The organism is Paenarthrobacter sp. AR 02, from assembly GCF_021538675.1.
In the GTDB taxonomy this organism is placed as follows: Bacteria; Actinomycetota; Actinomycetes; order Actinomycetales; family Micrococcaceae; genus Arthrobacter.
The window spans coordinates 481,516-504,132 of the sequence record NZ_JAJUKH010000001.1 but is presented as its reverse complement, the minus strand read 5'-3'; the positions used below and the strand labels follow the sequence as shown (position 1 = coordinate 504,132).

17 protein-coding genes are annotated in these 22,617 nt (G+C 64.4%); 12 read left to right on the top strand and 5 right to left on the bottom strand.

Going from position 1 to position 22,617, the window contains the following annotated elements; genetic code table 11:
* Positions 1-10: 10 nt before the first annotated feature.
* The 4 genes from LRQ04_RS02325 to LRQ04_RS02310 are packed head-to-tail and all read left to right on the top strand — an operon-like array spanning position 11 to position 4,482.
* Positions 11-1,009 carry an NAD(P)-dependent oxidoreductase gene (locus LRQ04_RS02325; protein ID WP_235517385.1) on the top strand — a complete coding sequence of 333 codons (999 nt, stop codon included), beginning with the start codon at positions 11-13 and terminating at the stop codon, positions 1,007-1,009.
* The gene (locus tag LRQ04_RS02320) at positions 1,006-1,911 is read left to right on the top strand and encodes a 5-dehydro-4-deoxyglucarate dehydratase (RefSeq protein WP_235517384.1); all 906 of its coding nucleotides are present in this window, start codon (positions 1,006-1,008) and stop codon (positions 1,909-1,911) included. Before LRQ04_RS02325 ends, LRQ04_RS02320 begins: the two co-directional genes overlap by 4 nt.
* A complete protein-coding gene (locus tag LRQ04_RS02315) occupies positions 1,911-3,047 on the top strand; it encodes a mandelate racemase/muconate lactonizing enzyme family protein (RefSeq protein ID WP_235517383.1) in 1,137 nt (378 codons plus the stop codon). Before LRQ04_RS02320 ends, LRQ04_RS02315 begins: the two co-directional genes overlap by 1 nt.
* Positions 3,028-4,482: an aldehyde dehydrogenase (NADP(+)) gene (locus LRQ04_RS02310; RefSeq protein WP_235517382.1), complete on the top strand. Its 1,455-nt coding sequence runs from the start codon at positions 3,028-3,030 to the stop codon at positions 4,480-4,482. Before LRQ04_RS02315 ends, LRQ04_RS02310 begins: the two co-directional genes overlap by 20 nt.
* A gap of 83 nt (positions 4,483-4,565) precedes the next feature.
* Here LRQ04_RS02310 and LRQ04_RS02305 read toward each other — a convergent pair whose 3' ends face one another.
* Genes LRQ04_RS02305 through LRQ04_RS02295 form a run of 3 tightly spaced genes read right to left on the bottom strand, consistent with a single transcriptional unit; the run spans position 4,566 to position 8,931 of the window.
* A complete protein-coding gene (locus LRQ04_RS02305) occupies positions 4,566-5,675 on the bottom strand; it encodes a Xaa-Pro peptidase family protein (protein ID WP_235517381.1) in 1,110 nt (369 codons plus the stop codon).
* A complete protein-coding gene (locus tag LRQ04_RS02300; protein ID WP_235517380.1) occupies positions 5,672-7,720 on the bottom strand; it encodes a DUF6807 family protein in 2,049 nt (682 codons plus the stop codon). Before LRQ04_RS02300 ends, LRQ04_RS02305 begins: the two co-directional genes overlap by 4 nt.
* Positions 7,717-8,931 carry an acetylxylan esterase gene (locus LRQ04_RS02295; protein ID WP_235517379.1) on the bottom strand — a complete coding sequence of 405 codons (1,215 nt, stop codon included), beginning with the start codon at positions 8,929-8,931 and terminating at the stop codon, positions 7,717-7,719. The genes LRQ04_RS02300 and LRQ04_RS02295 overlap by 4 nt, the downstream gene beginning before the upstream one ends.
* A 369-nt stretch (positions 8,932-9,300) precedes the next feature.
* Between LRQ04_RS02295 and LRQ04_RS02290 the strand changes: the two genes are divergently transcribed.
* The 3 genes from LRQ04_RS02290 to LRQ04_RS02280 all read left to right on the top strand — a co-directional run bounded on the left by LRQ04_RS02290 (position 9,301) and on the right by LRQ04_RS02280 (position 12,669).
* Positions 9,301-10,245, top strand: coding sequence for a carbohydrate ABC transporter permease (locus tag LRQ04_RS02290; RefSeq protein ID WP_235517378.1), 945 nt, complete (start codon positions 9,301-9,303; stop codon positions 10,243-10,245).
* Positions 10,238-11,161, top strand: a complete 924-nt coding sequence (locus LRQ04_RS02285) for a carbohydrate ABC transporter permease (RefSeq protein ID WP_235517377.1) — start codon at positions 10,238-10,240, stop codon at positions 11,159-11,161. The genes LRQ04_RS02290 and LRQ04_RS02285 overlap by 8 nt, the downstream gene beginning before the upstream one ends.
* Positions 11,162-11,316: 155 nt before the next feature.
* Entirely contained in the window at positions 11,317-12,669 is a 1,353-nt protein-coding gene (locus LRQ04_RS02280; protein ID WP_235517376.1) for an ABC transporter substrate-binding protein, read from the top strand.
* Positions 12,670-12,744: 75 nt separating this feature from the next.
* Here LRQ04_RS02280 and LRQ04_RS02275 read toward each other — a convergent pair whose 3' ends face one another.
* Positions 12,745-14,763, bottom strand: a complete 2,019-nt coding sequence (locus tag LRQ04_RS02275) for a beta-galactosidase (protein ID WP_235517375.1) — start codon at positions 14,761-14,763, stop codon at positions 12,745-12,747.
* A 207-nt stretch (positions 14,764-14,970) separates the two neighbouring features.
* Between LRQ04_RS02275 and LRQ04_RS02270 the strand changes: the two genes are divergently transcribed.
* From LRQ04_RS02270 to LRQ04_RS02250, 5 genes are read left to right on the top strand one after another with little or no spacing between them, the layout of a single operon-like run.
* Entirely contained in the window at positions 14,971-16,257 is a 1,287-nt protein-coding gene (locus tag LRQ04_RS02270; RefSeq protein ID WP_235517374.1) for an ABC transporter substrate-binding protein, read from the top strand.
* Between the two features lie 31 nt (positions 16,258-16,288).
* Positions 16,289-17,239 (top strand): carbohydrate ABC transporter permease, encoded by a 951-nt coding sequence (locus LRQ04_RS02265; protein WP_235517373.1) that lies wholly within the window; start codon positions 16,289-16,291, stop codon positions 17,237-17,239.
* On the top strand, positions 17,236-18,156 hold the full coding sequence (locus LRQ04_RS02260; protein ID WP_235517372.1) for a carbohydrate ABC transporter permease: 921 nt from the start codon (positions 17,236-17,238) through the stop codon (positions 18,154-18,156). Before LRQ04_RS02265 ends, LRQ04_RS02260 begins: the two co-directional genes overlap by 4 nt.
* A gap of 11 nt (positions 18,157-18,167) precedes the next feature.
* Complete coding sequence (locus LRQ04_RS02255) at positions 18,168-18,809, top strand: Poxvirus protein I5 (RefSeq protein WP_235517371.1); 642 nt, start codon at positions 18,168-18,170, stop codon at positions 18,807-18,809.
* Between the two features lie 30 nt (positions 18,810-18,839).
* Positions 18,840-20,138, top strand: a complete 1,299-nt coding sequence (locus tag LRQ04_RS02250) for an MFS transporter (protein ID WP_235517370.1) — start codon at positions 18,840-18,842, stop codon at positions 20,136-20,138.
* Positions 20,139-20,200: 62 nt separating this feature from the next.
* Here LRQ04_RS02250 and LRQ04_RS02245 read toward each other — a convergent pair whose 3' ends face one another.
* Positions 20,201-22,330 (bottom strand): DUF6807 family protein, encoded by a 2,130-nt coding sequence (locus tag LRQ04_RS02245; protein WP_235517369.1) that lies wholly within the window; start codon positions 22,328-22,330, stop codon positions 20,201-20,203.
* Positions 22,331-22,617: the final 287 nt, after the last annotated feature.

Sequence of the window (22,617 nt, the reverse complement as noted above, 5' to 3'; positions counted from 1 at the left end):
AGGACAAAGAATGAGCAGGATATTCGTCACCGGCGGTTCCGGCCGGCTTGGCCGCAGCGTTGTGGCCGGCCTCGCCGAAGCCGGCCACACGGTGATCTCAGTTGACCGGGACGCCGTCCCGGCGGAGCATCTGCCGGCAGGTGCTGAGCAATACACCGCAGACTTGCTGGCGCCGGGGGAGGCGGAACGCCTCATCCGCGAAACAGCGCCCGACGCCGTGATCCACCTCGCTGCTATCGCCGTACCTTTCAGCGCACCCGAGGACGTCATCTTCAGCACCAACACCCGGCTCGCGTACGCGGTCATCAGCGCAGCCACCGACGCAGGGGTCCCGAAGATCGTCACGGCAAGCAGTCCCACCGCCCTGGGCTACGGCTCACCGGCCGGATGGCTGCCGCCGTCGTTCCCTTTGGACGAGCAGACGCCGCCCAAGCCATGGAACGCCTATGCGCTGTCCAAGCTGATCGCCGAACAAACCGTACAGATGTTTGCGGCCGCCCAGGGCGAGAAGATCAGATATGCGGCCTTCCGTCCGTGCTATGTGATTTCCCCCGAAGAGTGGGAAGGTGCCCTGACGCAGCAGGGGCACACGGTCCGCGAACGCCTGGACAATCCCGCCCTCTCGGCGCCCGCGCAGTTCAACTACGTGGATGCCCGGGACGTGGCCGACTTCCTGGACGTGCTTCTGGACAAGATGGATTCGATCCCGAACGGCGAGGTGTTCTTTGTTGGCGCGAAGGATGCCTTGGCCACCGCGCCCCTCGCAGAGCTCTTCCCACGCTTCCTCCCCGGCAGCGGCCCGTTGACCGAACACCTTACCGGGACCAGCCCGGCGTTCTCGATCGACAAGGCGCGGGAACTCCTCGGCTGGGAGCCCGAGCGCACGTGGCGGACCGAACTCACTCCGCCCTACGAGGGCCCGGACACCGCAGCATCCGAACAAGCAGCACTCAACGACGAGATCCACGCCGGCCTGGTCCCGGCGGGAGCAACCAAGGAGACACCATGAACTTCGACGGCGTACTGTTCTTCCCCGTCACTCCCTTCGCTGAAGACGGCACCGTAGATGTGGCATTGCTGAAAGAGCACATTACCTCCCGTCTTCCCTTCGGCCCGGGCGGCGTTTTCCCGGCCTGCGGCACCGGCGAATTCCATGCGCTCTCCCTTGACGAGATCCGCACGGTGGTCACTGCCGCCGTCGAGGCCGTTGCAGGTGCCGTGCCGGTAGTTTCCGGTGCCGGTGGTCCGCTGGGCCACGCCATCGCCGCCGCGAAGGTGGCCGAGGAAGCCGGTGCGGATGCGCTCCTGGTGCTCCCGCCGTACCTGGTCACCGGGCCCACCGATGGCGTGGTGGCGTACGTCGAAGCCATCGCCGCGGCGAGCAGCCTTCCGGTGATCGTGTACCACCGCGGCACCGCCAAATTCACTGCCGAAGCCATCACCCGCCTGACCGCCAACCCGAAGGTGGTTGGCTTCAAGGACGGAATCGGCGACGTCGGCTTGGCCCAGGAAATCGTCTCGGCCATCAACGCGAGCGGACGCAAGGACTTCGCACTCTTCAACGGCCTGCTGACGGCCGAACTGACCCAGGGCGCCTACCGGGGTCTCGGCATTCCCCTGTACTCCTCGGCCGCTTTCGCCATGGCACCGGAGATCGCCAAGGCCTATTACGACGCCTACGTTTCCGGTGACGAAGAACGACGCCACGCGTTGCTCGAGGGCTTCTATGCGCCGCTGGTCCGTCTCCGTGACCAGACTCCGGGCTTCGGCGTCTCCCTCATCAAGGCCGGACTTCGCCTCGCCGGATTGCCGGTCGGCCCCGTCCGCCCGCCGCTGGTTGACCCCTCGGAGGAGCAACTCCTGGAGCTCAAGTCCATCCTGGCCAAGGGCCACGAGCTGGCCGGCAGCTGATGGCGGCCCGCATCACGGGCCTGGCCACCCGGCTGATCACGGTCCCGCTGCTGCGCAGCTGGGGTGCAGAGGCGCCAGAGAACCACGTGATCGTCACCGAACTGACTACGGACGACGGCGGCACGGGCCATGGTTTCTCGTGGACACCTACCATCGGTCCCCAGGCGGTCAAGGCCCTGCTGGACCACGACATCGCACCGTTCATTGTTGGTTTGGAAGCGAACGCGGACATTGTCTGGGATCAGCTGTGGAAGCGGCTGCACGAAGCCGGCGGGGGCGGCCTGACCACCATCGCCATGGCCGGTGTGGACCTTGCCCTGTGGGACCTGAAAGCACGGCAGACAGGGACCTCTGTCACCGGTCTCCTGGGCCAACGCCGGGAATCGGTGGAGGTTTATGGCTCCGGAGTGAATCTTCATTACACCCTGGAGCAGCTGGTGGAACAGGCCCGACGATGGGTTGCTGCCGGACACAATGCGGTGAAGATCAAGGTTGGCAAGCCCGAACTCAGGGAAGACGCCGAGCGCGTCGCCGCCGTTCGGAAGGTCATTGGCCCGGACCGGTTGCTCATGATTGACGCCAACCAGCGTTGGGACCTGGCCCATACCTTCCGTGCCGTGGATGTTTTGGGGGAGTACGGACTGGAATGGCTGGAAGAACCGATCCGCGCCGACGACCTCTGGGCCTACCGCCGCCTGCGCAAGCAGTCACCGGTGCCCATTGCCCTGGGCGAGAACGTCCACACCATCTATCGCTTCCGCGACTTCATCGAAGCCGAAGCCGTGGACATCATCCAGCCCAACATTGTCCGGGTGGGTGGCATTACCCCGTTCCGCAGGATCGTTGAGCTGGCCCGTGCCAACAGCATCAGGGTGGCACCGCACCTGCTTCCGGAGCTCTCCGGGCAGCTGGCCCTCACCCTGGCCGAGGCCGTCAGGGTTGAGGACGTGGAAGATGCCTCGTTCGAGCAGCTCGGCATCCTGGCCGGGCCCTCCCCGGTACGCATCCACAACAGCAGGCTCAGCAGTGCCGGCCGCATCGGGCTCGGCTTCGACTTCGCCGGGCAGCATTCGCAGCACCTAAAAGTGCCAGCCCCTGAAAGCAAAGGAAACCGCATTGAGTACAGCAACTCTTGACCTGACCGCCATCACGGACGCCGCAACCGCAGCGTTCAAGGTGACCTCAACGGCAAGTGACGCCGAACGCGCGGCCTGGCTGACCGCCGTCGCCGACGCTTTGGACGCCAACGTCACCGAGCTGGTGGCCATCGCCGATTCCGAGACGAGCCTGGGCGCCGTCCGGCTCACCGGCGAGGTAGCGAGGACCAGTGGACAGCTCAGGTTGTTCGCCACAGTGATCACCGAGGGCTCCTACCTTGAGGCCGTCATCGATCACGCCGACCCGACGGCCACCCCGCCCAAGCCCGACCTTCGCCGCATCCTGCGTCCGATCGGACCGGTGGCGGTGTTCTCGGCGTCGAACTTTCCGTTCGCCTTCTCCGTGGCGGGAGGCGACACCGCGTCCGCACTGGCCGTCGGCTGCCCGGTGATCGTCAAGGCCCACTCAGGTCACTTGCGCCTGAGCGAGCGGACCGCGGAGATCGTCACGGAAGCCCTGGCCAAGGCCGGGGCCCCGGACGGCATCTTCGCACTGGTCAGTGGCCGCGAGGCCGGAACAGCCCTCGTCCAGCATCCGGCCATCAAAGCGGTGGGATTCACGGGCTCCATTCCCGGTGGCCGGGCACTGTTCGACCTCGCCACGTCCCGCCCGGAACCCATCCCGTTCTATGGTGAGCTGGGCAGCCTGAACCCGGTGGTCATCACCGCGGATGCCTTGGCCGAGCGTGGCCAGCAGCTCGCTGCGGGCTTGGCCGGTTCCTTCACCATGGGCGCGGGCCAGTTCTGCACCAAGCCCGGACTGGTCTTTATCCCTGCAGGCACCGATTTCGCGTCACAACTGGCCGAGGCGAGCAAGGACAAGCCCACGGCTGCCATGCTTACCGAGCGCATCGCCGAGGCTTACCCGGATGGGCTGCGCAGCGTCGCGGACCAACCAGGTGTCGCCGTCGTCAGTGGCACGGTCCAGCAGGACAGCCTGGCCGACGGTGCCGCGCCAGTGGTGTTCTCCACCAGTGCCGCCAATGTACTGGAACGACCGGATGAACTGCTGGAAGAGTGCTTCGGCCCCACCACCCTGCTCATCGAATATGCGAACCAAGAGGAGCTGTCGGCAGCCCTCGCGAAGGTGCCGGGGAGCCTCACCGGCACGGTGCATGCCCAGCCCGGCGAGGATGTCTCCGGCTTGGTAGAGCAGCTCAGCACCCTGGCCGGCCGGGTCCTGTTCGATGGCTGGCCTACCGGTGTCACCGTGAACTGGGCACAACAGCACGGTGGCCCGTACCCGGCCACGACGTCGTTGTTCACCTCGGTGGGTGCCACCGCTGTGCGCCGTTTCCAGCGCCCGGTGGCCTACCAGGATGCGCCTGAGAGCGTGCTGCACCCAGCCCTGCACGACGCCAACCCGCTTGGTATCCCGCGTCGCGTGGACGGTGTGCTCACCCTGGTTGGCTAGGCACACGCAGAAGGGGCGGGTCACCGTGATGGTGACCCGCCCCTTTCGTATGGGCCCTGCAGGGCTTACGGACGCAACAGGGCTTAGGGACGCAACGTCAGCGGACGACGACGGCCGTCAACTTCCGCGGTCGGCCAACGGTCGTCAACGGTCAGGACACGCAGGCCGGAATCCGTGAGCAACACAGTGTCCTCGATCTTCACGCCGGGCCCCGTAGGGTTCCACGTGAAAGGTTGGTTGAGCACGATGGTGTCCGTTACGTCTGCGGTGACCCGGGGATCGCGGCCCGCATATCCGGCGGGCCCACCCTGGTGGTGGAGGGTCCATTGATCGTCGCCGAAGCCGTGCCGCGCGTAGGCAGTCTTGATCTCGGCGAAGACCTCGTTGAGCTGTGCCCCGGGGACTGTGGCCCGGAAGATGTCGGCCTCAACGGCTGCGATGCGGGCCTCGGCGTCGAGCTCCTGCGCTGAGCCGGCGTCGAACGCTACCCAACGGGTGACGTTGGCAACCAAACCGTTCCGGCGTGCACACACCACCGCCATGGCGCGCCTGCCGATGGGCGAGTGGGTGGCCAGGGGGTGGCGGAAATCGCTCCGATCGGCACCGTTGCAGAGCAGGACCAAGGGCTCGGCCCCAGCCGCGACGATCCTGGCGGCAAGCGCCGAGACCAGCTGGAATTCGGTGGTTTGGGGGGTTGCTGCGGTGAGGACCTCGGTCATGGCAGCCGCAGCATCCGCCGATAGTGCAGCGTAGCGGGCGGACTCGGCTGGCAAGAGCTGCTGGCGGGCCGCCCGCAGTTCGGTGGTCACGGCCGCTTCCACCAACGGGTTCCCGTCGATGGCCAGTCCCGCGGCCGCGGCATGCAGTTGGCCGTACCACGGAACGGTGGACAGGCTAACCCCTTCCGGCAATTCCTCACCGGCGATCCGCCCGGCCTCATTGTTGAATGTCACCAGGTGGTCGCCGGAGCGGTCCACCAGGAGGGCAGCAATGGGATCGCCGGCGAGGCTGATGTGCATCCGGCTGCCGTCCAGGTACCAGGTGAGCGCGGTGTTGGTGGTGAGCAGGAGCGAGTCCCGGCCCGCGGCGTCCAGGATGTCCAGTACGCGGCGGCGTTTCACTGCGCGGTCGGCTACGTTGCCGGGGGCGGTAAGTGCTGTGGTGGGCGTTGTGGACTGTATTGGCGTGGTCATGCCGATTCCCCCAAGGTAGTGATGAGCTGTTCAATGTCTTGTGTTGCCAGGAAGCCGTCCGTGATGAGCACCGTGACGGTCCTGTGGACAGGGTTCCCGGGTTCGGTGGGCACCGGGGCATCCCAGGCCAACGACAATCCGACTCCGGGATAGCCCGAATGCCGCACGAACCATGGGTCCGGCGCCTGTGGTGAGGCAAGGAAGACGAGTGTTGCCGGGTGGCCCAAACCGGGGTCTCCGGTGACGTGCGCGGCGCCGGAGGTTCCGGCGTCGAACGTTCCCGACCACGCCAACCACGGCGCCACGCTGCCGTGCACGGCGTCCTCGCCGCGGGCGCCCGGAGTCCAGATGGTCGCGTCGCTGACCTTGGGCAAGCGCCAAAAGAAGCCGCCGTAACCGCCCTGCGGCCGCCCGTTGGAACCGGGGCTGCCCAGGAGGACCGGATGACCGGTTGCTGACTCAAGCGTGAAGTCGAGCGTCAGCTTCCACGTTGAATTCCCGACGGCGGCCCAGCGCCACTCGCGCTGTTCGCGGAGCAGCCGGGTGCCGTCGGGCCCTATCCAGCCCAGCTGTTCGCGCCGCTGCCCGTTACTGTGCTCCGCGGATTCGGTGACGATGCGGCCGTGGTCCTTGCGCCAGACGTACGCGCCGGCGTCGCGGGTGTAGGTCCGGCCGCCCCAGAAGTTGACGCCATCCACGTCCTGGAGGGCAACACCTGCGCCAAGGTGCCACACGTGGTCTTCCGGGATGTGGTCGGTGACTACAGTGCCGGCAAGGGTCCGCACCGGGTGCAGGTAGGGGCGGGGGGACGAGGTCGGCCGGATGCGGGTCCCGTCCTGGACGGTAGCGACGGGAGCGCCGTCGATCTCCAACGCCGGACCACCTGCTGCAGTCCACGGCGCTCCGAGCTCGGCGAAGGTGGCATGCCCCAAGGCAGCGCGACGGATCAGGGACTCGATGCCGTGCACCACGGGGTGGGCATCGTCGCCGTCGCCGTCCCACGTGATGAAGTCGGGGTGGATCGCTCGAGGCGAATCCGCTGTCCGGATGGCTTCGAGCACTGACACGTAGGCGCCAACCCCACCGAGAGGGCTGAGCAGGTCCTCGTGGGTGCGTGCGGCAAGCAGGTTCTCCAGGAGATCCTTCCGCCCAAACGTCTCAGTCCGGACACCCCCAGCCGTGGTGATCTCCAACCGATCCTCCGTGTAGAAGAGGGTCAGCTGGCCCTCGGTGCCGTACACGGTGACCGACGGTGCGGACTGCTCCGGCGCGCACAACGTCAGTGCACACGTCAGTACCGTGCCGTGGGTGGTGCGTACCCGCACCACGGAGGTGTCGTCACTCTGGGTGTCGTTGGCACGGTAAAGATCGGTGTCCACGGATTCGACATCCGCCACGGTCCTTGCCCCGGCCAGCCACAACCCGGTGGCCACTGCGTGCGCCAAGGCGTTGGTGGCCACTCCGTCCACCACGTCCGTACCGTTCAGGCTGCGCTTGCCGGCCCACCGGGACCGTTTGAAATAAGCCTTGGTCCGGAGCCACAAGCCTGTGGCGCTGAAGCCTCGCACCTCTCCGATGGCACCGGCCCCCACCAGTGCTTCGATCGCGGGGAGGGCGTCCGAACCCAGGCTCTGGAACCCTACCTGGACCAGGCGGCCGGCGGTCGCGGCCGCCGCCATGACTTCCCGGTACTGCACCATGGAGGCCACCGGCGGTTTCTCGAGGTACACGTTGGCTCCGGCGTTGAGTGCAGCAATGGCCAACGGCGCGTGGGTCTGGATGGGCGTGGAGATAATGACGACGTCGGGGGCCACTCCGGCGGCCAGGAGTTCGTCGAGCGAGGCGTGGATATCCACTCCCGGTTCGAGTGTGTCCTTGGCCGGTGGGTTCGGATCGGCGACTGCCACCAGCTCCAAGGCACCTGCAGCACTCAGCCGATCCAGGTTCTCCAGGTGCCGTTCGCCGAAGCCGTGCACACCTACCAGTGCGACGCGGGGAAGCCGTGTTGGGCCCTCCGCTGTTGTGGTGGCCAATTGTTGCGTCATGATGCTGTCCTAGCGGGGTCAGGTTCGTGGGTTGTTTTGGTGGCCGATAACTGCAGGGCCTCGGTGAGGAAAGCTGCTGCCTCGTCTTGCATGGCTCTGCTGAAGACGTGTGGTTCCTGCCAGAAAGTACCGGTGTACAGCTCCGGTAGTGCGCTGGAGAGGTGGGCGTGGGCGTCGCCCATTCCTTGTTCCGGGAAGAGCTGGTCATCGAGGGCGTACTGGACCAGCGCGCGTGCACTGGACCGGGCGGCAAGGTGCGGCCAGTCGCCCAGCTGGGCGAGGCCGGGGGAGTGCAGCAACCAGGAGTGCGCATCCAGGTACGACGGCAACAGCGAGGCGAACGTGGTCATCATGCACGTCACCACGTAGCTGCGAATTCTGGAATCGAGGGCCGCGAGCAGCATCGCCCGCCCGCCGCCGCCGGAAAAGCCGAGGCACCCGATCCTGTGTTGGTCCACTCCCGGGAGCGAGGAGAGGATGTCCAGCGCCGCGAGGTCGTCATGGGCCACCGTCCCGGCGACGCTGCTGCCCAGCAGCGTCGCAGCTTTCGCCACGGTTTCCTCGTGGGCTGCGGCCGCGGCGTCGTAGAGCGCCGACGCGGAAGGTTCGACGCCGGCCTCCCGCCAGAGCGACTGCTGGCCGCTTACCGCTGTGGCAGAGCGGAAGGGCAGGGGGTCGAGCCCGAAACGACGACTGCCCCACATGAAGGCGTCGTGGGCAAGGACCGCGAAGCCCTGTAGGGCCAACCAGGTGGCAAGGGCCCGGCCGCCGTAGAGCTTCGCCTGCAACCCTGGCGGCACGGGGCCGAAGCCACCCGGGAAAGGGCTATCGGCGTCGTGGTCTTCGACCCCGGCAGGAAGCTTCACGAGCCGTTCGGCGCCATACGACTTGATGCCGGCGTGGCAGTGCATCGCGAGGAGTCCCGGCAGCGGGCCGGTGCTGTGGGCTGGGCGCACGAGCCACGCGGACGTCCTCGGCCCGAAGCCCAACTGCCAGGAGAGGCGGGTGGTGATGACGTCGTCGTGCGCTGTTTCGGAGTGGATCGTGTATCCAAGGTCCGGGACGACAGCCGGTATGCCAAGCACGTCGCTGAGTTCCTGGGCGGTGGCCGACCCGGCCCGGTGAAAGTGTGGCGCGTAGCCTGGCCAGTCCTCATACCCGGCCAGCGCACTCGGACGAAAAGCAGTTCCGGCCATGTCAGCGGGAGTCATGGCAGGCGCTGGGGTTGGTTGACAATGGTGTCCTGCCTTATCGATGCGGGAGGGTGTGCGGAGGCGCACGCCGGGCTTCTTCAGCGTGGGAAATCGATGCTGGCGGCTTCGTAAGAAAACGCTTTCTCAAAAATTAGCAAAAGGCTGTACATGGGTCAAGAAAACGTTTACTTTGGTACGGAGCCGCTGAACATCGGGAGCCAATCCCGGTAACTCAGGGGAGTGCCGGAAGATCGACGGCATCCCGGAAGGCAAGCATCAACAGACTCGAACTCCGTGGATGGCCACGATGACCAAAGGAGACCACATGGCCGCTGTAGTACACACGGGGACGCCGCAGGGCGTTCGCGGTCCGGAGAGGGGGAATCCATGAGTGCCATTGGGGAACTCTCAACGATGACCCGCCGCAAGGGCCCCATGACCAAGGAAGAGAAGAAGGCTAACGGCCGCGACAACAAAGCGGCCTACATCTTCCTTCTTCCTTGGCTCGTTGGCTTGGTTGCCATCACGGTGGGCCCCATGCTGATGTCGTTGTACCTGTCCTTTACGGACTACAACCTCCTGCAGCCTCCGGAATGGGTGGGCCTGGACAACTTCGTCCGGATGTTCGGCGACGCCCGCCTCCACAACTCATTGCGGGTCACCTTCACCTATGTACTGGTGGGTGTTCCCCTGCAGTTGGCCGTTGCCCTGCTGATCGCGCTGGTCCTGGACAAGGGTCTTCGCGGCCTGCCCTTCTACCGCTCCATCTTCTACTTGCCGTCACTCCTTGGTGGTTCCGTCGCCGTTGCCATCCTCTGGAAGCAGATCTTCGGCACCACGGGCCTGGTTAACCAGGTCCTGGCCATGGTGGGCATCGAAGGACCCGGCTGGATTTCGGATCCCAGCACAGCTCTTGGCTCGATCATCCTCCTGCATGTGTGGACGTTTGGCGCTCCGATGATCATCTTCCTGGCCGGCCTGCGCCAGATCCCCAACATGTACTACGAAGCCGCGGAAGTTGACGGCGCCACCACCCTCCAGCGGTTCTGGCGGATCACCCTCCCGTTGCTGAGCCCCATCATCTTCTTCAATCTGGTGCTCCAGATCATCGGTTCGTTCCCGTCCTTCACTCAGGCGTTCATCGTCTCCGGCGGCAACGGCGGACCGTCCGACTCCACCATGTTCTTCACGCTGTACCTGTATCAAAAGGGCTTCGGCCAGTTCGACATGGGTTACGCCTCAGCGATGGCCTGGGTCCTGCTGGTCATCATCGGCGTCTTCACCGCCATCAACTTCATCGCTTCAAAGTATTGGGTGTTCTACGATGACTAAACTCCAGAGCCTTCCCGCAGCAAAAACCACCGAGCCGGGCAAGGCTCCGCGCCGCCGTGAATCGCCCGGAAACCTGGCCTTCAGCCGTAGTGCCCGCGTCAAAGGGTTGGTCAAGCACGCCATCCTGATCGTGGTGGGGCTTGTCATGATCTACCCGCTCCTGTGGATGGTGGTTTCTTCCCTGCGGCCCAATGACCTGATCTTCCGCGAACCGGGCCTCTGGCTGAACAGCCTGGACATGACAAATTACACCGACGGCTGGTCGGCCCTGACCCACCCGTTCGGGCACTACATGATCAACTCGGCGATTGTGGTTTTGGGCTCGATCGTGGGCAACCTGGTCTCGTGCTCCATGGCCGCCTATGCGTTCGCCCGTTTGCAGTTCACCGGCAAGAAGCTGTTCTTCGGCATCATGCTGCTGACCATCATGCTGCCCTTCCACGTGGTGATCGTGCCCCAGTACATCCTGTTCTCCCAGATCGGCTGGGTGAACACCTTCTGGCCCCTCATCGTTCCCAAGCTCCTGGCCACCGATGCGTTCTTCGTGTTCCTCATGGTCCAGTTCATCCGCGGCATTCCAAAGGAGCTTGACGAGGCGGCCCGCATCGACGGCGCCGGACACCCGCGGATCTTCCTCCGCGTGATCCTGCCCCTGATGGTGCCGGCCTTGGCCACCACCACCATCTTCACGTTCATCTGGACGTGGAACGACTTCTTCGGAGCCCTGATCTACCTGACGGATCCGGACATGTTCACAGTCCCCGTTGCACTGCGCGCCTTCGTCGATTCGCAGTCCGCAACCAGCTGGGGATCACTCTTCGCCATGTCCATCGTGTCGTTGTTCCCGGTGTTCCTGGTGTTCCTGTTCGGCCAGCGATTCCTCATCAAGGGCATCGCCACCACCGGTATCAAGTAGGCCGGCCGTCGACGGCCGACCGGTGCGCCGTCGTAAGTTCCAGCAACTAATACAAGTCGCTATCTTGTAATACAAGAATGTGACTCGTATCATAATCACAACCAAGAAAACGCTTTCCCACATCGCATCAGGATCAATGAAGATCGGAGACAACAGTGCCCGCACAACCCAAGGGTGAAGCAGTCGCCCTCGCAACAACAGGAGCCCCCCGCCGAACCAAGCGCAGGCTCCGCGCCTCGGCCCTCGTCGCGGCAACGGCCGCCGCGGTCCTGGCGCTCACCGCCTGCGGTGGCGGCTCGGAAGCCAAGAGCGCCGACGGAAAAGTGGAGCTTCGCTTCGCCTGGTGGGGCGGCGACAAGCGGGCCCAGGTAACCCAGGCAGCCATCGCGGCCTTCGAAGCCGAAAACCCCAACATCAAGATCAAGCCCGAGTATGGAGACTGGAGCGGCTACTGGGACAAGCTGGCCACCCAGGTTGCCGCCAATGACGCCCCGGACATCATCCAGATGGACGAGAAGTACATCACCGAGTACTCCACTCGTGGCGCACTGCTGGACCTCTCCAAGTACAAGATTGATACATCCAAGCTGGACGCGGCGGCCTTGGATGCGGGTAAGAGCGAGAAGGGCCTGACCGGTATCGCGGCAGGCATCAACGCTGCGACCATCCTGGCCAATCCCGCCGTCTTCAAGGCGGCAGGCGTGGCACTGCCCGATGACAAAACCTGGACCTGGGAAGACTTCGAGCGGATCTCGGCCGAGGTCACCGCCAAGTCGCCCAAGGGCACCTATGGAGCCGCGGCGTATGGAACCGATGAGGCTTCCCTTGGAGTATGGCTCCGGCAAAACGGCAAGTCCCTCTACACCGATGACGGCAAACTGGGCTTCGAACCCTCCGATATTGCCCAGTGGTGGAGCTTCCTGAAGGAACTCAGCGAGAAGAAGGCGGTCCCGTCCGCCTCGGAGGTAGTTGAAGCCGAAGCTGCGCCGCTGGACCAGAGTGGGCTCGCAACCGGCAAGAACGGTCTCGCCTTCTGGTGGTCCAACCAGCTTCCGGCCCTCGAAAAGGCTGCCGGCGGTGAGCTGCAGATCCTGCGCTTCCCGTCCAAGACCGGCAAGGCTGCCGACGCCAAGCTTTGGTACAAGGCCTCCCAGTTCTGGTCCGCTTCCTCCCGCACCAAGCACCCTGAAGAAACAGCGAAGTTCATCGACTTCCTGACCAACAACGTCAAGGCCGGCGAAGCCCTCCTCGCTGATCGCGGCGTCTACCCGAACTCTGATGTGCGTGATGCCATTGCGCCCAAGCTCGCCAAGGCCGATGTCAAGGTAGTGACCTTCATCGACCAGATCAAGGGCGAACTCGGGGATGCTCCGGCCGCACCGCCGAAGGGTGCCGGCGCCATCCAGGAAATCGTGAAGCGCTACACCTCCGAAGTCCTGTTCAACAGGCTCTCCACCGACGAAGCGGGCAAGAAAGCCGTGGACGAAATGAAGTCCGCCATCAGCTAGTCCTAATCCGCGGGAACCGCCCCGGGCGATCATTCGTGATCCGCCCGGGGCGCTTCGTTTAAGGCGGGGTTTGTGTCAGTCCTCCGCGATGACGGCCACCGCCCCGGCGGGAACCACGCCAGTGAAGCGGGCCCCGCTGAGCAGCTCGTCGCCGTCGGCCTTGACGGCCTGGTCCTCGCGGCTGTGATTGATGGCGAACAGGAAGCTGCGGCCGTTTTCGGCACGCCGCCTGGTCAGTTCGACGCCGGGTGAGGACTCGGTCACGGCCGTCACCCCTGCTTCCTCGATGAGTCGGGCGGCCAGTGCGTCGATGCCGTCGTTGTCCGGAAGCGTTGCGAGGTACCAGGCCGAACCACTGCCGACGGTGCGCCGGGTCAGTGCGGGCACACCATCGAGCGGGTAGCCGGTGAACGTTGCCAGGACGTCTGTGGAGGCGCCTGCAGATACGTGTTCGCTCCAGACCGTGCCAACAGTTCCATCGCTCAGCGTGACCGAAGCGCCTGGGAAAAGCGGATGGAATTCCTCGCTGCGGACGCCCAGCAAATCCCGAAAAGCGCCCGGGTAACCGCCCAGCCGGACATGGTCCCGTTCGTCGACGATGCCACTGAAGTAGCTGATCAGGACGGTAGCGCCACCCTCGGCTGCCGCGGCGATCGAAGCTGCCGCGGCGTCCGTCACGCAGTAAAGCGTGCAGACCAGGATGAGGTCGTATCCGGACAGGTCGGCGGAGGGGTGGACGAAGTCCGCAGTCACTCCACGGAGGTACAAAGAGCGGTGGAAAGCGCGCATCGTGTCGAGGTATTTCAGGGAGTTGTTCGGGTGCGAGTCCAGTTCGGAAGCCCACCAGGCCTCGTAATCGAAGACGATCGCAACGCGCGATTCCACCCGGGACCCCTTGACAGGTTCGAGCTTGTCCAGGGCATCGCCGAGTTCCACGACGTTCCGCCACACCTGGGTGTCGCGGCCGGCGTGGGGAACCATGGCCGAGTGGAATTTCTCGGAGCCTGCCTTGCTTTGGCGCCACTGGAAGAACATCACCCCGTCTGCGCCGCGGGCCACATGCCCCAGTGAGTTCCGGAGCATTTCGCCGGGCATTTTCGGCTGGTTGTGGGGCTGCCAGTTGACCGCCGACGTCGAGTGTTCCATGAGTATCCACGGATCTCCGCCCGCCACGCCACGGGTGAGGTCGGCGCTGAAGGCGAGTTCGATGGCGCGCTCAGGATCTGCCGCCACCAGGTAGTGGTCGTTGGCGATGACGTCCATGTCCTTGGACCAGTCGAAGTAGTCCAGGGTTTTCGTGGCGCTGGAGACCATGAAATTGGTGGTTGCCGGCACGTTGGGAGTGACTTCGCGGATCACGGCCAATAGTTCCCTGTAGAAGTCGATGAAGGCCCACGAATTGAATCGGACGAAGTCCAGTTGCTGGCCCGGATTGAGCGTAGTGGGGGCCGCTCCGGGTGGGATGATCTCGTCGAATGAGGCGTAGTGCTGGGACCAGAATGCCGTTCCCCAAGCCTCGTTCAGGTCTTCGATGGTGCCATAACGGCGTTCCAGCCAAGCGCGGAAAGCGGCGGCGTCTTCTTCGCCGTGGAACTCCCCAACGTGGCAGCCGAGTTCGTTGTCCACGTGCCAGAGCGCCAGCGCGGGGTGGTCCTTATAGCGCTCGGCGATCACGCGCGTTATGCCGGTGGCATACCGGCGGTAAACAGCTGACGACGGCGTGTAGTGACGTCGCGATCCGCGCTCCAGTCGGATGCCTTCCGCCGTGACGGGAAGGATTTCCGGGTACTTGCGGACCAGCCAGGCCGGCGGTGAAGCGGTGGCCGTGGCGAGGGCTACCTTGATGCCGGCTCCGTGGAGGTTGTCCATGACCTCGTCCAACCACCCGAAGTCGTAATTGCCTTCGCTGGGTTCCAGGAGGCCCCACGAGAAGATGCCAACGCTGAGGAAGTTGACGCCGGCTTCCTTCATGAGCTCAATGTCCTCGAGCCTGACGTCCCGGGGCCACTGTTCGGGGTTGTAGTCGCCCCCGTAAGCGAGGCCGCCAATGCTGTTCCAGACCGAGGGGCTGCGGGGAATAGAGGGGGAGGTCAAGGGGACTCCTTCGTCAGGTTGGCCGAACTGGTGCGGGTGCTGCTGAACGTATGAATGCAGAATATCGGTCAAAACGCGTTCTTTGGAAAACGCTTGCCCACATTCCGTATTGCCGCTATTGTATCGATTCAGAACGAGTGTAAGCGAGATCACTGCCACGTTGTAGAGAACTCCACAAGCTTGCACCAACTGAGCAAGGAGGCTCTCATGATCGATAGAAGGAAATTCCTCACCACGGTGGCTCTCGGCACTGCATCTGCCGCGTTCCTCTCGGCCTGTGGCCAGTCCTCGTCCTCTGGCCAGACCGGTTCCGCGGACAAGCCCGTCACCATCACCTACACCTGGTGGGGCAATGACGACCGTGCAGAACGGACCCGCAAGGCCATTGCGCTCTTCGAGACCAAGAACCCGGACATCAAAGTCAACGGCAACTTCTCCGACTTCGCAGGCTACTGGCAGAAGCGCGCCACCGAAGCCGCCGGCGGTGGCCTCCCGGACGTCATGCAGTGGGACCTCTCATACCTCCGCGATTACGGCCAGCGGAACCAGCTCCTGGACCTCGGCACGGTCAAGATCAACACCGACGGATTCGACAAGTCACTCCTTCCGTCCGGCCAGATCAAGGGCAAGACGTTCGGCATCCCCACCAGCACCAACGCCTTCGCTGTCTACTACGATCCCGCGAAGCTCGCTTCGCTGGGTATTGCCGAGCCGGACGGTTCCTGGAACTACAAGGAGTTCAACGCCTTCCTCGCCGAGGTTGGACAGAAGGGCAACGGAACGCTCTTCGGCGGCACCGACTACACCAGTGTTTGGTGGAACTTCAACATCTGGCTGCGGCAGAACAACATCAAGGCCTTCACCGATGAGGGAAAGCTTGGTTTCTCCAAGGACGACCTGAAGAAGTGGTGGAACCTCAGCGCGGACCTGCGCGGCACCGGAGCAATCGTCGGCGAAGACAAGACCACCCAGTTGCTGCCAAAGTCCCCGTTCGGTTCCAACGTCACCGCAACGGAAGTCACCTGGGACAACTTCATGGCCGGTTACCTCGCGGACAGCGGTGCCAAGGAACTGAAGCTTGTTCCCGTGCCCTCCGACGATCCCGACAACCTGGGTCTCTTCCTGAAGCCCTCGATGCTCATGGTGGCCAGCGCCAAGACCAAGTACAAGGATGCTGCGGCCCGCTTCATCGACTTCATGGTCAACGATCCCGAGGTTGGCCAGATCTTCAAGACCTCCCGCGGCGTCCCGGCGTCGAAGACCCAGCGCGACGGCACCACGTTCGAAGGAACGGACAAGTTGGTGGTGGATTACGAGAAGTCCATCGAGAAGTACCTGAAGGACGCTCCCGAGCCGCCCATCGTGGGATTCGGCACCCTGGAGTCCACGTTCAAGCGGGTCAGTTCGGACCTGAACTACGGCAAGCTGACCATCGACGGCGCAGCTGATGCGTGGTTCAAGGAAGCCGAAGACCTCATCAAGCAGAACGCCTGATCCAGGCTTTCCCAACTGACGGACTGATCTTGTGACTCAAAGCCCAACCCTGAGCAGGCGTGCCTCGTCCGCAGCCCCGCAACCGCGCACGTCGCGGCGGCGGGGAGCGGACGCCCGCGCCGGATACACCTTCCTGTTGCCGTGGCTGCTGGGATTCATCGCCCTGACCGTGGGTCCGATGATTTCCTCGTTGTACCTCTCCTTCACCAACTACAACCTGTTCGATGCCCCCAAATGGATCGGGCTGGACAACTACACCACCCTCTTGCAGGACGAGCGCTTCCTCCAATCAGTGGGAGTCACCCTGCAGTACGTGGTGTTCGGAACGCCATTGAAGCTCGCCGCAGCCTTGGCGATCGCGATGCTCCTCAACAGCAAGCGCAAAGGCCAGGGCTTCTACAGGTCAGCGTTCTACGCGCCGTCCCTTATCGGGGCCAGCGTGTCCATCGCGATCGTGTGGAAAGCAATGTTCGGTGACTCCGGTCCCGTCGACCAAGGGTTGTCGTTCTTCGGCATCAACCTCGGGGGCTGGGTGGGCAACCCCAACATGACCATGGGCATGATGATCCTGCTGACCGTGTGGCAGTTCGGGGCACCGATGGTGATCTTCCTGGCCGGTCTCAAGCAGATTCCCGCAGACCTTTATGAGGCCGCGTCCATGGACGGTGCCGGGCCGGTCAGGAAGTTCATCAACATCACCTGGCCCATGCTCTCCCCGGTGATCTTCTTCAACCTGCTCATGGAAACCATCCACGCGTTCCAGATCTTCGCCTCGGCCTACATCATTTCCAACGGTGAAGGCGGTCCCGCAGGCTCCACCCTTTTCTATACCCTCTACCTGTACTTGCGCGGGTTCAGCGATTTCCGGATGGGCTATGCCTCGGCAATGGCCTGGCTCCTAGTGATCGCGGTCGGCATCATCACGCTGATCTTCTTCAAGACCTCCAAGTCCTGGGTCCACTACAGCGGTGATTCAAAGTGACAACAATGGCAACCCCCACCCAGTCCACTCCGGCGGCCACGCAGGCTCCGGTGTACAACCCGAAGTCCGAGTCCGTCACGGCCAAGCGGATCAAGAGCGCCATCTTCCACATCGTTGCCTTGGCGCTGGTGGTAATGGTTCTCTACCCGGCTATCTGGATGATCGCTTCGTCCTTCAAGCCGAACTCCGAGATCGGCGGGGCCAACAACGCCCTCTGGTCAGCCAACTTCAGCTTCGACAACTTCGCCACCGCCATGGACGGCATCGGTGGTGTCTCCACGCTGACGTTCTTCACCAACTCCCTGATCCTGGCTGTTGGCGCTGTAGTGGGCACCGTACTGTCCGCCTCCGTTTCCGCCTACGCTTTCGCCCGGATCAACTTCCCCGGCCGCGGGCTGTTCTTCGGCATGATGATCGCTACCTTGCTTCTGCCGTTCCACGTGGTGATCATCCCGCAGTACATCGTGTTCCAACAGCTCGGCCTTGTGGACACCTACGTGCCGCTGCTGATCGGTAAGTTCCTTGCCGCGGATGCCTTCTTTGTGTTCCTCATGGTCCAGTTCATGCGAGGCCTCCCGGCCGAACTGGACGAAGCGGCGCGCATTGATGGTGCCGGGCACGCCCGGATCTTCGGGTCCATCATGCTGCCGCTGATGAAGCCCGCGCTGATCTCCACCTCGATCTTCTCCTTCATCTGGAGCTGGAACGACTTCCTGGGCCCCTTGCTGTACCTGAACACTCCCGAGAAGTACCCATTGCCCCTGGCTTTGCGGCTCTTCGTGGACCAGACCCAGAGCTCCGACTATGGCGCCATGATCGCCATGTCCGTGCTGGCGCTCCTTCCCGTGCTGGTGTTCTTCCTGGTGTTCCAGCGCTACATCGTCGAGGGTGTTTCCACCCAAGGACTCAAGGGCTAGGGGAACGGGCAATGAGCACCATTGGCACGTCAACCGGAACACCAGGCATCCCGGTCAACCGTTTTGCGCTGTTCTCCGAAACCATCCTGGCCGGAGTCATTGTGCTCCTGCTCTCCGTCCCTCTGGTGACGGCGCCGGCTGCCTATGCAGCTGGCGTCGCGCATCTGGAAAGGCACCTCAGCGGCAGGGACGATTCCCTGCGCAGCTTGTGGGGGAACTTCCGTAAGGCGCTGCCCGGCAGTTGGAAGCTGGGAATCACGACGGCGGCAGCCGCCGTCGTGATTGTCCTGAACCTGCTGCTCGCGCTGGTGGGGCAACTGCCGGGACGGGCTGCGATCCTGCCCGCCACAGTCATTCTGGCGGCAGCCGGTGCGGTGCTCCTGCTGCGCACCACGGCCAATTGGAGTGGCCAGCTGGCATGGAACGAGGACGAGGGCGATGTGCCCGCGGACGTTCCGGGTACCCAGCGCTGGGCGGCGGCGTATGCCGGCGCGAAGAGCGATTCGCTGCGTGACTGGAGTGGCTCGCTGCTCCTTCTCGCCGCCTTGTTGATGGCCGTTGTTTTTGTCTGGATGCTGCAGGCGCTGTTCGTGATTGTGCCCGGAACCCTGGTGCTCGCGGCAGCCGCCATCAAGATCCGATCCCACCGCTAGGCCAACCCGCTGAATCGAGCAGACCTCCCCGTGTCGCCGCGCCCGTTCCCACCCCGCCCGTTCCCACCCCGCCCCCAATCCACCAGGACCCGCACCGCGCGTGCCCGCTCCACGGAGTCCTGGCACTACCCGCTGCGGCACCACAATTACCGGATCTTCGTCACCCTCTCCTTGGTGGGAAGCGGTGGCGTCTGGATGCAGCGGCTCGCTCAGGACTGGTTGGTCCTCCAGCTCACTGGCAGCCCGGCTGCGGTAGGCCTGGCCGTTGCGCTTCAGTTCCTTCCGATGCTGGTGGTGGGCCCCGTCAGCGGGGTGCTGGTGGACATCTTCCCCAAACGTCGAATCCTGCTGCTATGCCAGTCCGTCGCCGTGGTGCTTGCTGCCGGCCTTGCGGTGTGGAATGCGGCGGGCGGCACGGACGTGTGGGTGGTCTACGCTTCCTGCGTCGCTCTGGGAATCACCAGTGCCATCGACGGGCCGGCCAGGCAGGTCTTCGTCAATGAAGTGGTAGGCGACGCCGGACTGCCGGCGGCCATCGGGCTGAACAGTGCCATCGGGCAACTGGGCGCCATGGCCGGTCCGGCGCTGGCGGGTGTGGTGATTGCCCATGCAGGACCGGCCGCTGCCTTCGCCGCCAACGCGGGACTTGGCGCAACGGTCCTGGTGTTGATCGGGTCCATCCGTCCGGGGGAGCTCCACCACACCCCGGAACCGCACGGCCACAGGAAAGGCCGCGGCCAGGTTCTGGCCGGATTCCGCTTCGTCCGTGCCCGTCCACCACTTCTCCTCACCATGCTCCTGGCCGGTCTGCTGGGCGCCTTCGGCATGAACGGGCCCGTTGTCCTGGCGGCCTTCGCTGACCGGGTGTGGCACAGCGGTCCGGCCGGGTTCGGCCTCTTCAACACCGTCAGCGCGCTCGGAGCCCTGGCTGGTGCCTTGATCGCGACCAGGATCAAGAGGTTTGGCCGCAAGGGGATCGTTGCCAGCGCCGGGCTCTTTGGCCTGAGCCAGTTGGTGGCCGCCCTCATGCCGAGCCAGGAGTCCTTTGTGGTGATGCTGGTGGTGGTGGGCTTCATGACCCTGGTATTCCTCACCAGCGCAGCGACTGCCGTCCAGCTCGAAGCCGGGGCCAGTGTGCGCGGCCGGGTCCTCGCCCTCTACTTCCCCTTGCTCCTGGGTGGTCACGCCTTGGGTGGGTTGTTGGCCGGCTGGCTGACCGAGGATTTCGGTGTCCGTACGGGGCTGGTCATCACCGGTGCGCTGGGCATGGCGTCTGCCACGGTGATCGGGCTGCTGCTGTGGCGCTGTTCCCGTCGAGCTGGCATTTGATGGCAATTACAAGGGCTGGGATTGTCATCAAATGCCAACTCGCGGGGACGTGGAGCGGGTAATCAGCGGCTGGCTACCAGCTCTTCGATCTGGTGCACGTCCAAAGACCCATCACTGATCCACACCGTGTTGGTGCGCGCCAGGGAGGTGCCCTGGGCCAGTTCCACCGCCGTGTCCCAGGCCAAGGCGGAACCCACTGCCGGGTAACCGTTGCACCGCACGAACCACGGGTCGGGGGACTCCAGGGGCGCGCCGAACACCAAGGTGGCCGGACCGCCGTCGAACTCTCCCGACCAAGCCAGCCACGGCGAAACGGAACCATGCACGGCCGGCTCACCCTCGGCTGTGGAGGAGAAGACGCGCGGCGAAGCGTTGACAGGCAGCCGCCAAAAGAAGCCACCGTAGCCGCTGCCGGCGGCACCATGCGAACCCGGGCTCCCCAGCGTGACATCGACGACGGCGGTCAGCTGGGTCTGAATGTCCAGCCGCCACGTGGTGGGGCTGATGAGGCTGCGACTGAAGGTGCGATGCTCCTTGAGGAGCAGGCTGCCGTCGGCCCCGAACCACTCAAGCTCCAGTTCCGTGTAGTCGTGCCCGCGGGTTATGCCAGCGATGTCCACCCGGCCGTGATCGTCTAGGTCAACATACTTTCCGGCGGTCCTCCGATAGCTGCGACCACCCCAGAAGTTGCTGCCGTTCACATCCTGCAGCGCGAATCCGGCACCCAGATGCCAGGCGTGGTCCGACGCCAGCTGGTCGGTCACCACAATTCCGGCCCGGGTAGACACCGGGTGCAGGTAAGGCCGGGGGGAGAGGCTTGGCTGGAGGCCGCTTCCGCTGCGCAGGACGGCAGCCGGGATGGCGGGCTGGGCGGTTTGCTGGTCGGCGGGGTTGGCGAACAGGGCCTCGGCCCCTGACGTGACCGGCCGCGCCCAGGACAGACCCAGCTCGGAGAAGGTGGCGTGCGCACGGGTGGCGCGGTCCAGGATGTCCTCGATGCCAGGGATCACGGCGTGTGCTTGATCGCCCGATCCCACCCAGACCACGTTTTCCGTGGGGATGAGGGCCGGCTCATCGGCCGTGCGGATGGCTTCCAGGACGCGCATGAACGCGCCACTGTGATCGAGCGGACTGAGCAGCGGCGTGCCTTCGGACAGGTGCTGCAAGAGGTTTTCGGTGAGGTCATCGCGACCAAAGATATGCGAGGTTTCACCGTCTTCCGTGCGAACCGTCACGCGGTCCTCCGTGTAATGGAACACCGCCGTTCCTTCCGTGCCGTGAAGCGTCACGTACGGTTCCACAGACTCCGTGGCGCACAGCGTGAGGGCACACGTGATGGGCAATCCAGCGGTGGTACGCATCCGGATTACCGAGGTGTCGTCCGCCTCGATGTCGTTCGCGCGATAGAGATCGGTGTCCACAACGGCCAGATCCTCAGCGTGCCGTGCACCGGCAATTCGCAGCGCCGTAGCGATGGCGTGGGCCAACGGATTCGTTGCCACGCCGTCCACCACATCCACGCCGTCCAGACTCCGCTTGCCCGCCCAACGGGAGCGCTTGTAATAGGCGCGATCCCGAACCCATCGGCCGGTGGCGGAGATGCCTTTGAGGGTCCCTATTCGGGGAAGTTCGGGCGAGGATTGGCCATTCGCCAGCTTGTCCAGTGCGGCCAGGGCGTGCGAGCCCAGGCTCTGAAAACCGATCTGAACACTTCGACCGGCCGCGCTCGCAGCTTCCTGGAGATGGAGGAAGTCCTTCATGGAGGCGACCGGGGGCTTCTCCAGGTAGAGGTCGGCCTGGGCGGCCAGCACGGACAGGGCCAAGGGTGCGTGGGTCTGGATGGGGGTGGCCACGATGACGACGTCCGGGGAGTGGTTGCCGGCCAGCAGGTCTCCCAGATTCGAATGCACGGCCGTTGTCGCGGGCAGCGTTCCCGGGGCCGGAGGGTTGGGATCGGCCACAGCGACCAAGTCCACCAGGCCCTCCGCCCGTAGCCTTTCGAGATTGTGCAGGTGATGGACGCCGAAGCCATGCACCCCTACCAAGGCGATCCGCGCCAGTGTCGTCCGCGGCGTCGGTGCTGACGGTGGCGTTGCTCCATGCGTTGCTCCATGCGCTGCTCCTTCGCTGCGCAACTGCGGAGCGTCACCGTGGTGTTGGCTGCTGGCGGACTCGACGGAGCGGGCTTCCATGGCTCTCCTCTGCTGGCGATGCGGCGAAGGCGAGTGACGCCGTCGTCCGGGTTGCATTTCATGTGGTCCGGCGGGTTCAGGCTATACCCAGCAAGCGCTTTCCCACCTTCGGTTCAGCCCAGTGTAACCCGCTCCAGGTAGAAATGTAACGATTCAAGAAGTCGCTTGACGCGGTCCATGTGCAGCGTCTAAGTTTTCGGGAAAGCGTTTACTCTGTGATGTGGCCCACCCGGGCCGCGCCCACTCAGCCGGCCCACGCCGCCTTCCGGTGCCACTCGAAAGAACCA

Excerpts from the sequence above, each read along its gene's own strand:
- LRQ04_RS02325 (WP_235517385.1), top strand. The coding sequence starts at position 11 with ATGAGCAGGATATTCGTCACCGGCGGTTCCGGCCGGCTTGGCCGCAGC.
- LRQ04_RS02320 (WP_235517384.1), top strand. The coding sequence starts at position 1,006 with ATGAACTTCGACGGCGTACTGTTCTTCCCCGTCACTCCCTTCGCTGAA.
- LRQ04_RS02315 (WP_235517383.1), top strand. The coding sequence starts at position 1,911 with ATGGCGGCCCGCATCACGGGCCTGGCCACCCGGCTGATCACGGTCCCG.
- LRQ04_RS02305 (WP_235517381.1), bottom strand. The coding sequence starts at position 5,675 with ATGACCACGCCAATACAGTCCACAACGCCCACCACAGCACTTACCGCC.
- LRQ04_RS02300 (WP_235517380.1), bottom strand. The coding sequence starts at position 7,720 with ATGACGCAACAATTGGCCACCACAACAGCGGAGGGCCCAACACGGCTT.
- LRQ04_RS02295 (WP_235517379.1), bottom strand. The coding sequence starts at position 8,931 with ATGACTCCCGCTGACATGGCCGGAACTGCTTTTCGTCCGAGTGCGCTG.
- LRQ04_RS02290 (WP_235517378.1), top strand. The coding sequence starts at position 9,301 with ATGAGTGCCATTGGGGAACTCTCAACGATGACCCGCCGCAAGGGCCCC.
- LRQ04_RS02285 (WP_235517377.1), top strand. The coding sequence starts at position 10,238 with ATGACTAAACTCCAGAGCCTTCCCGCAGCAAAAACCACCGAGCCGGGC.
- LRQ04_RS02270 (WP_235517374.1), top strand. The coding sequence starts at position 14,971 with ATGATCGATAGAAGGAAATTCCTCACCACGGTGGCTCTCGGCACTGCA.
- LRQ04_RS02255 (WP_235517371.1), top strand. The coding sequence starts at position 18,168 with ATGAGCACCATTGGCACGTCAACCGGAACACCAGGCATCCCGGTCAAC.
- LRQ04_RS02245 (WP_235517369.1), bottom strand. The coding sequence starts at position 22,330 with ATGGAAGCCCGCTCCGTCGAGTCCGCCAGCAGCCAACACCACGGTGAC.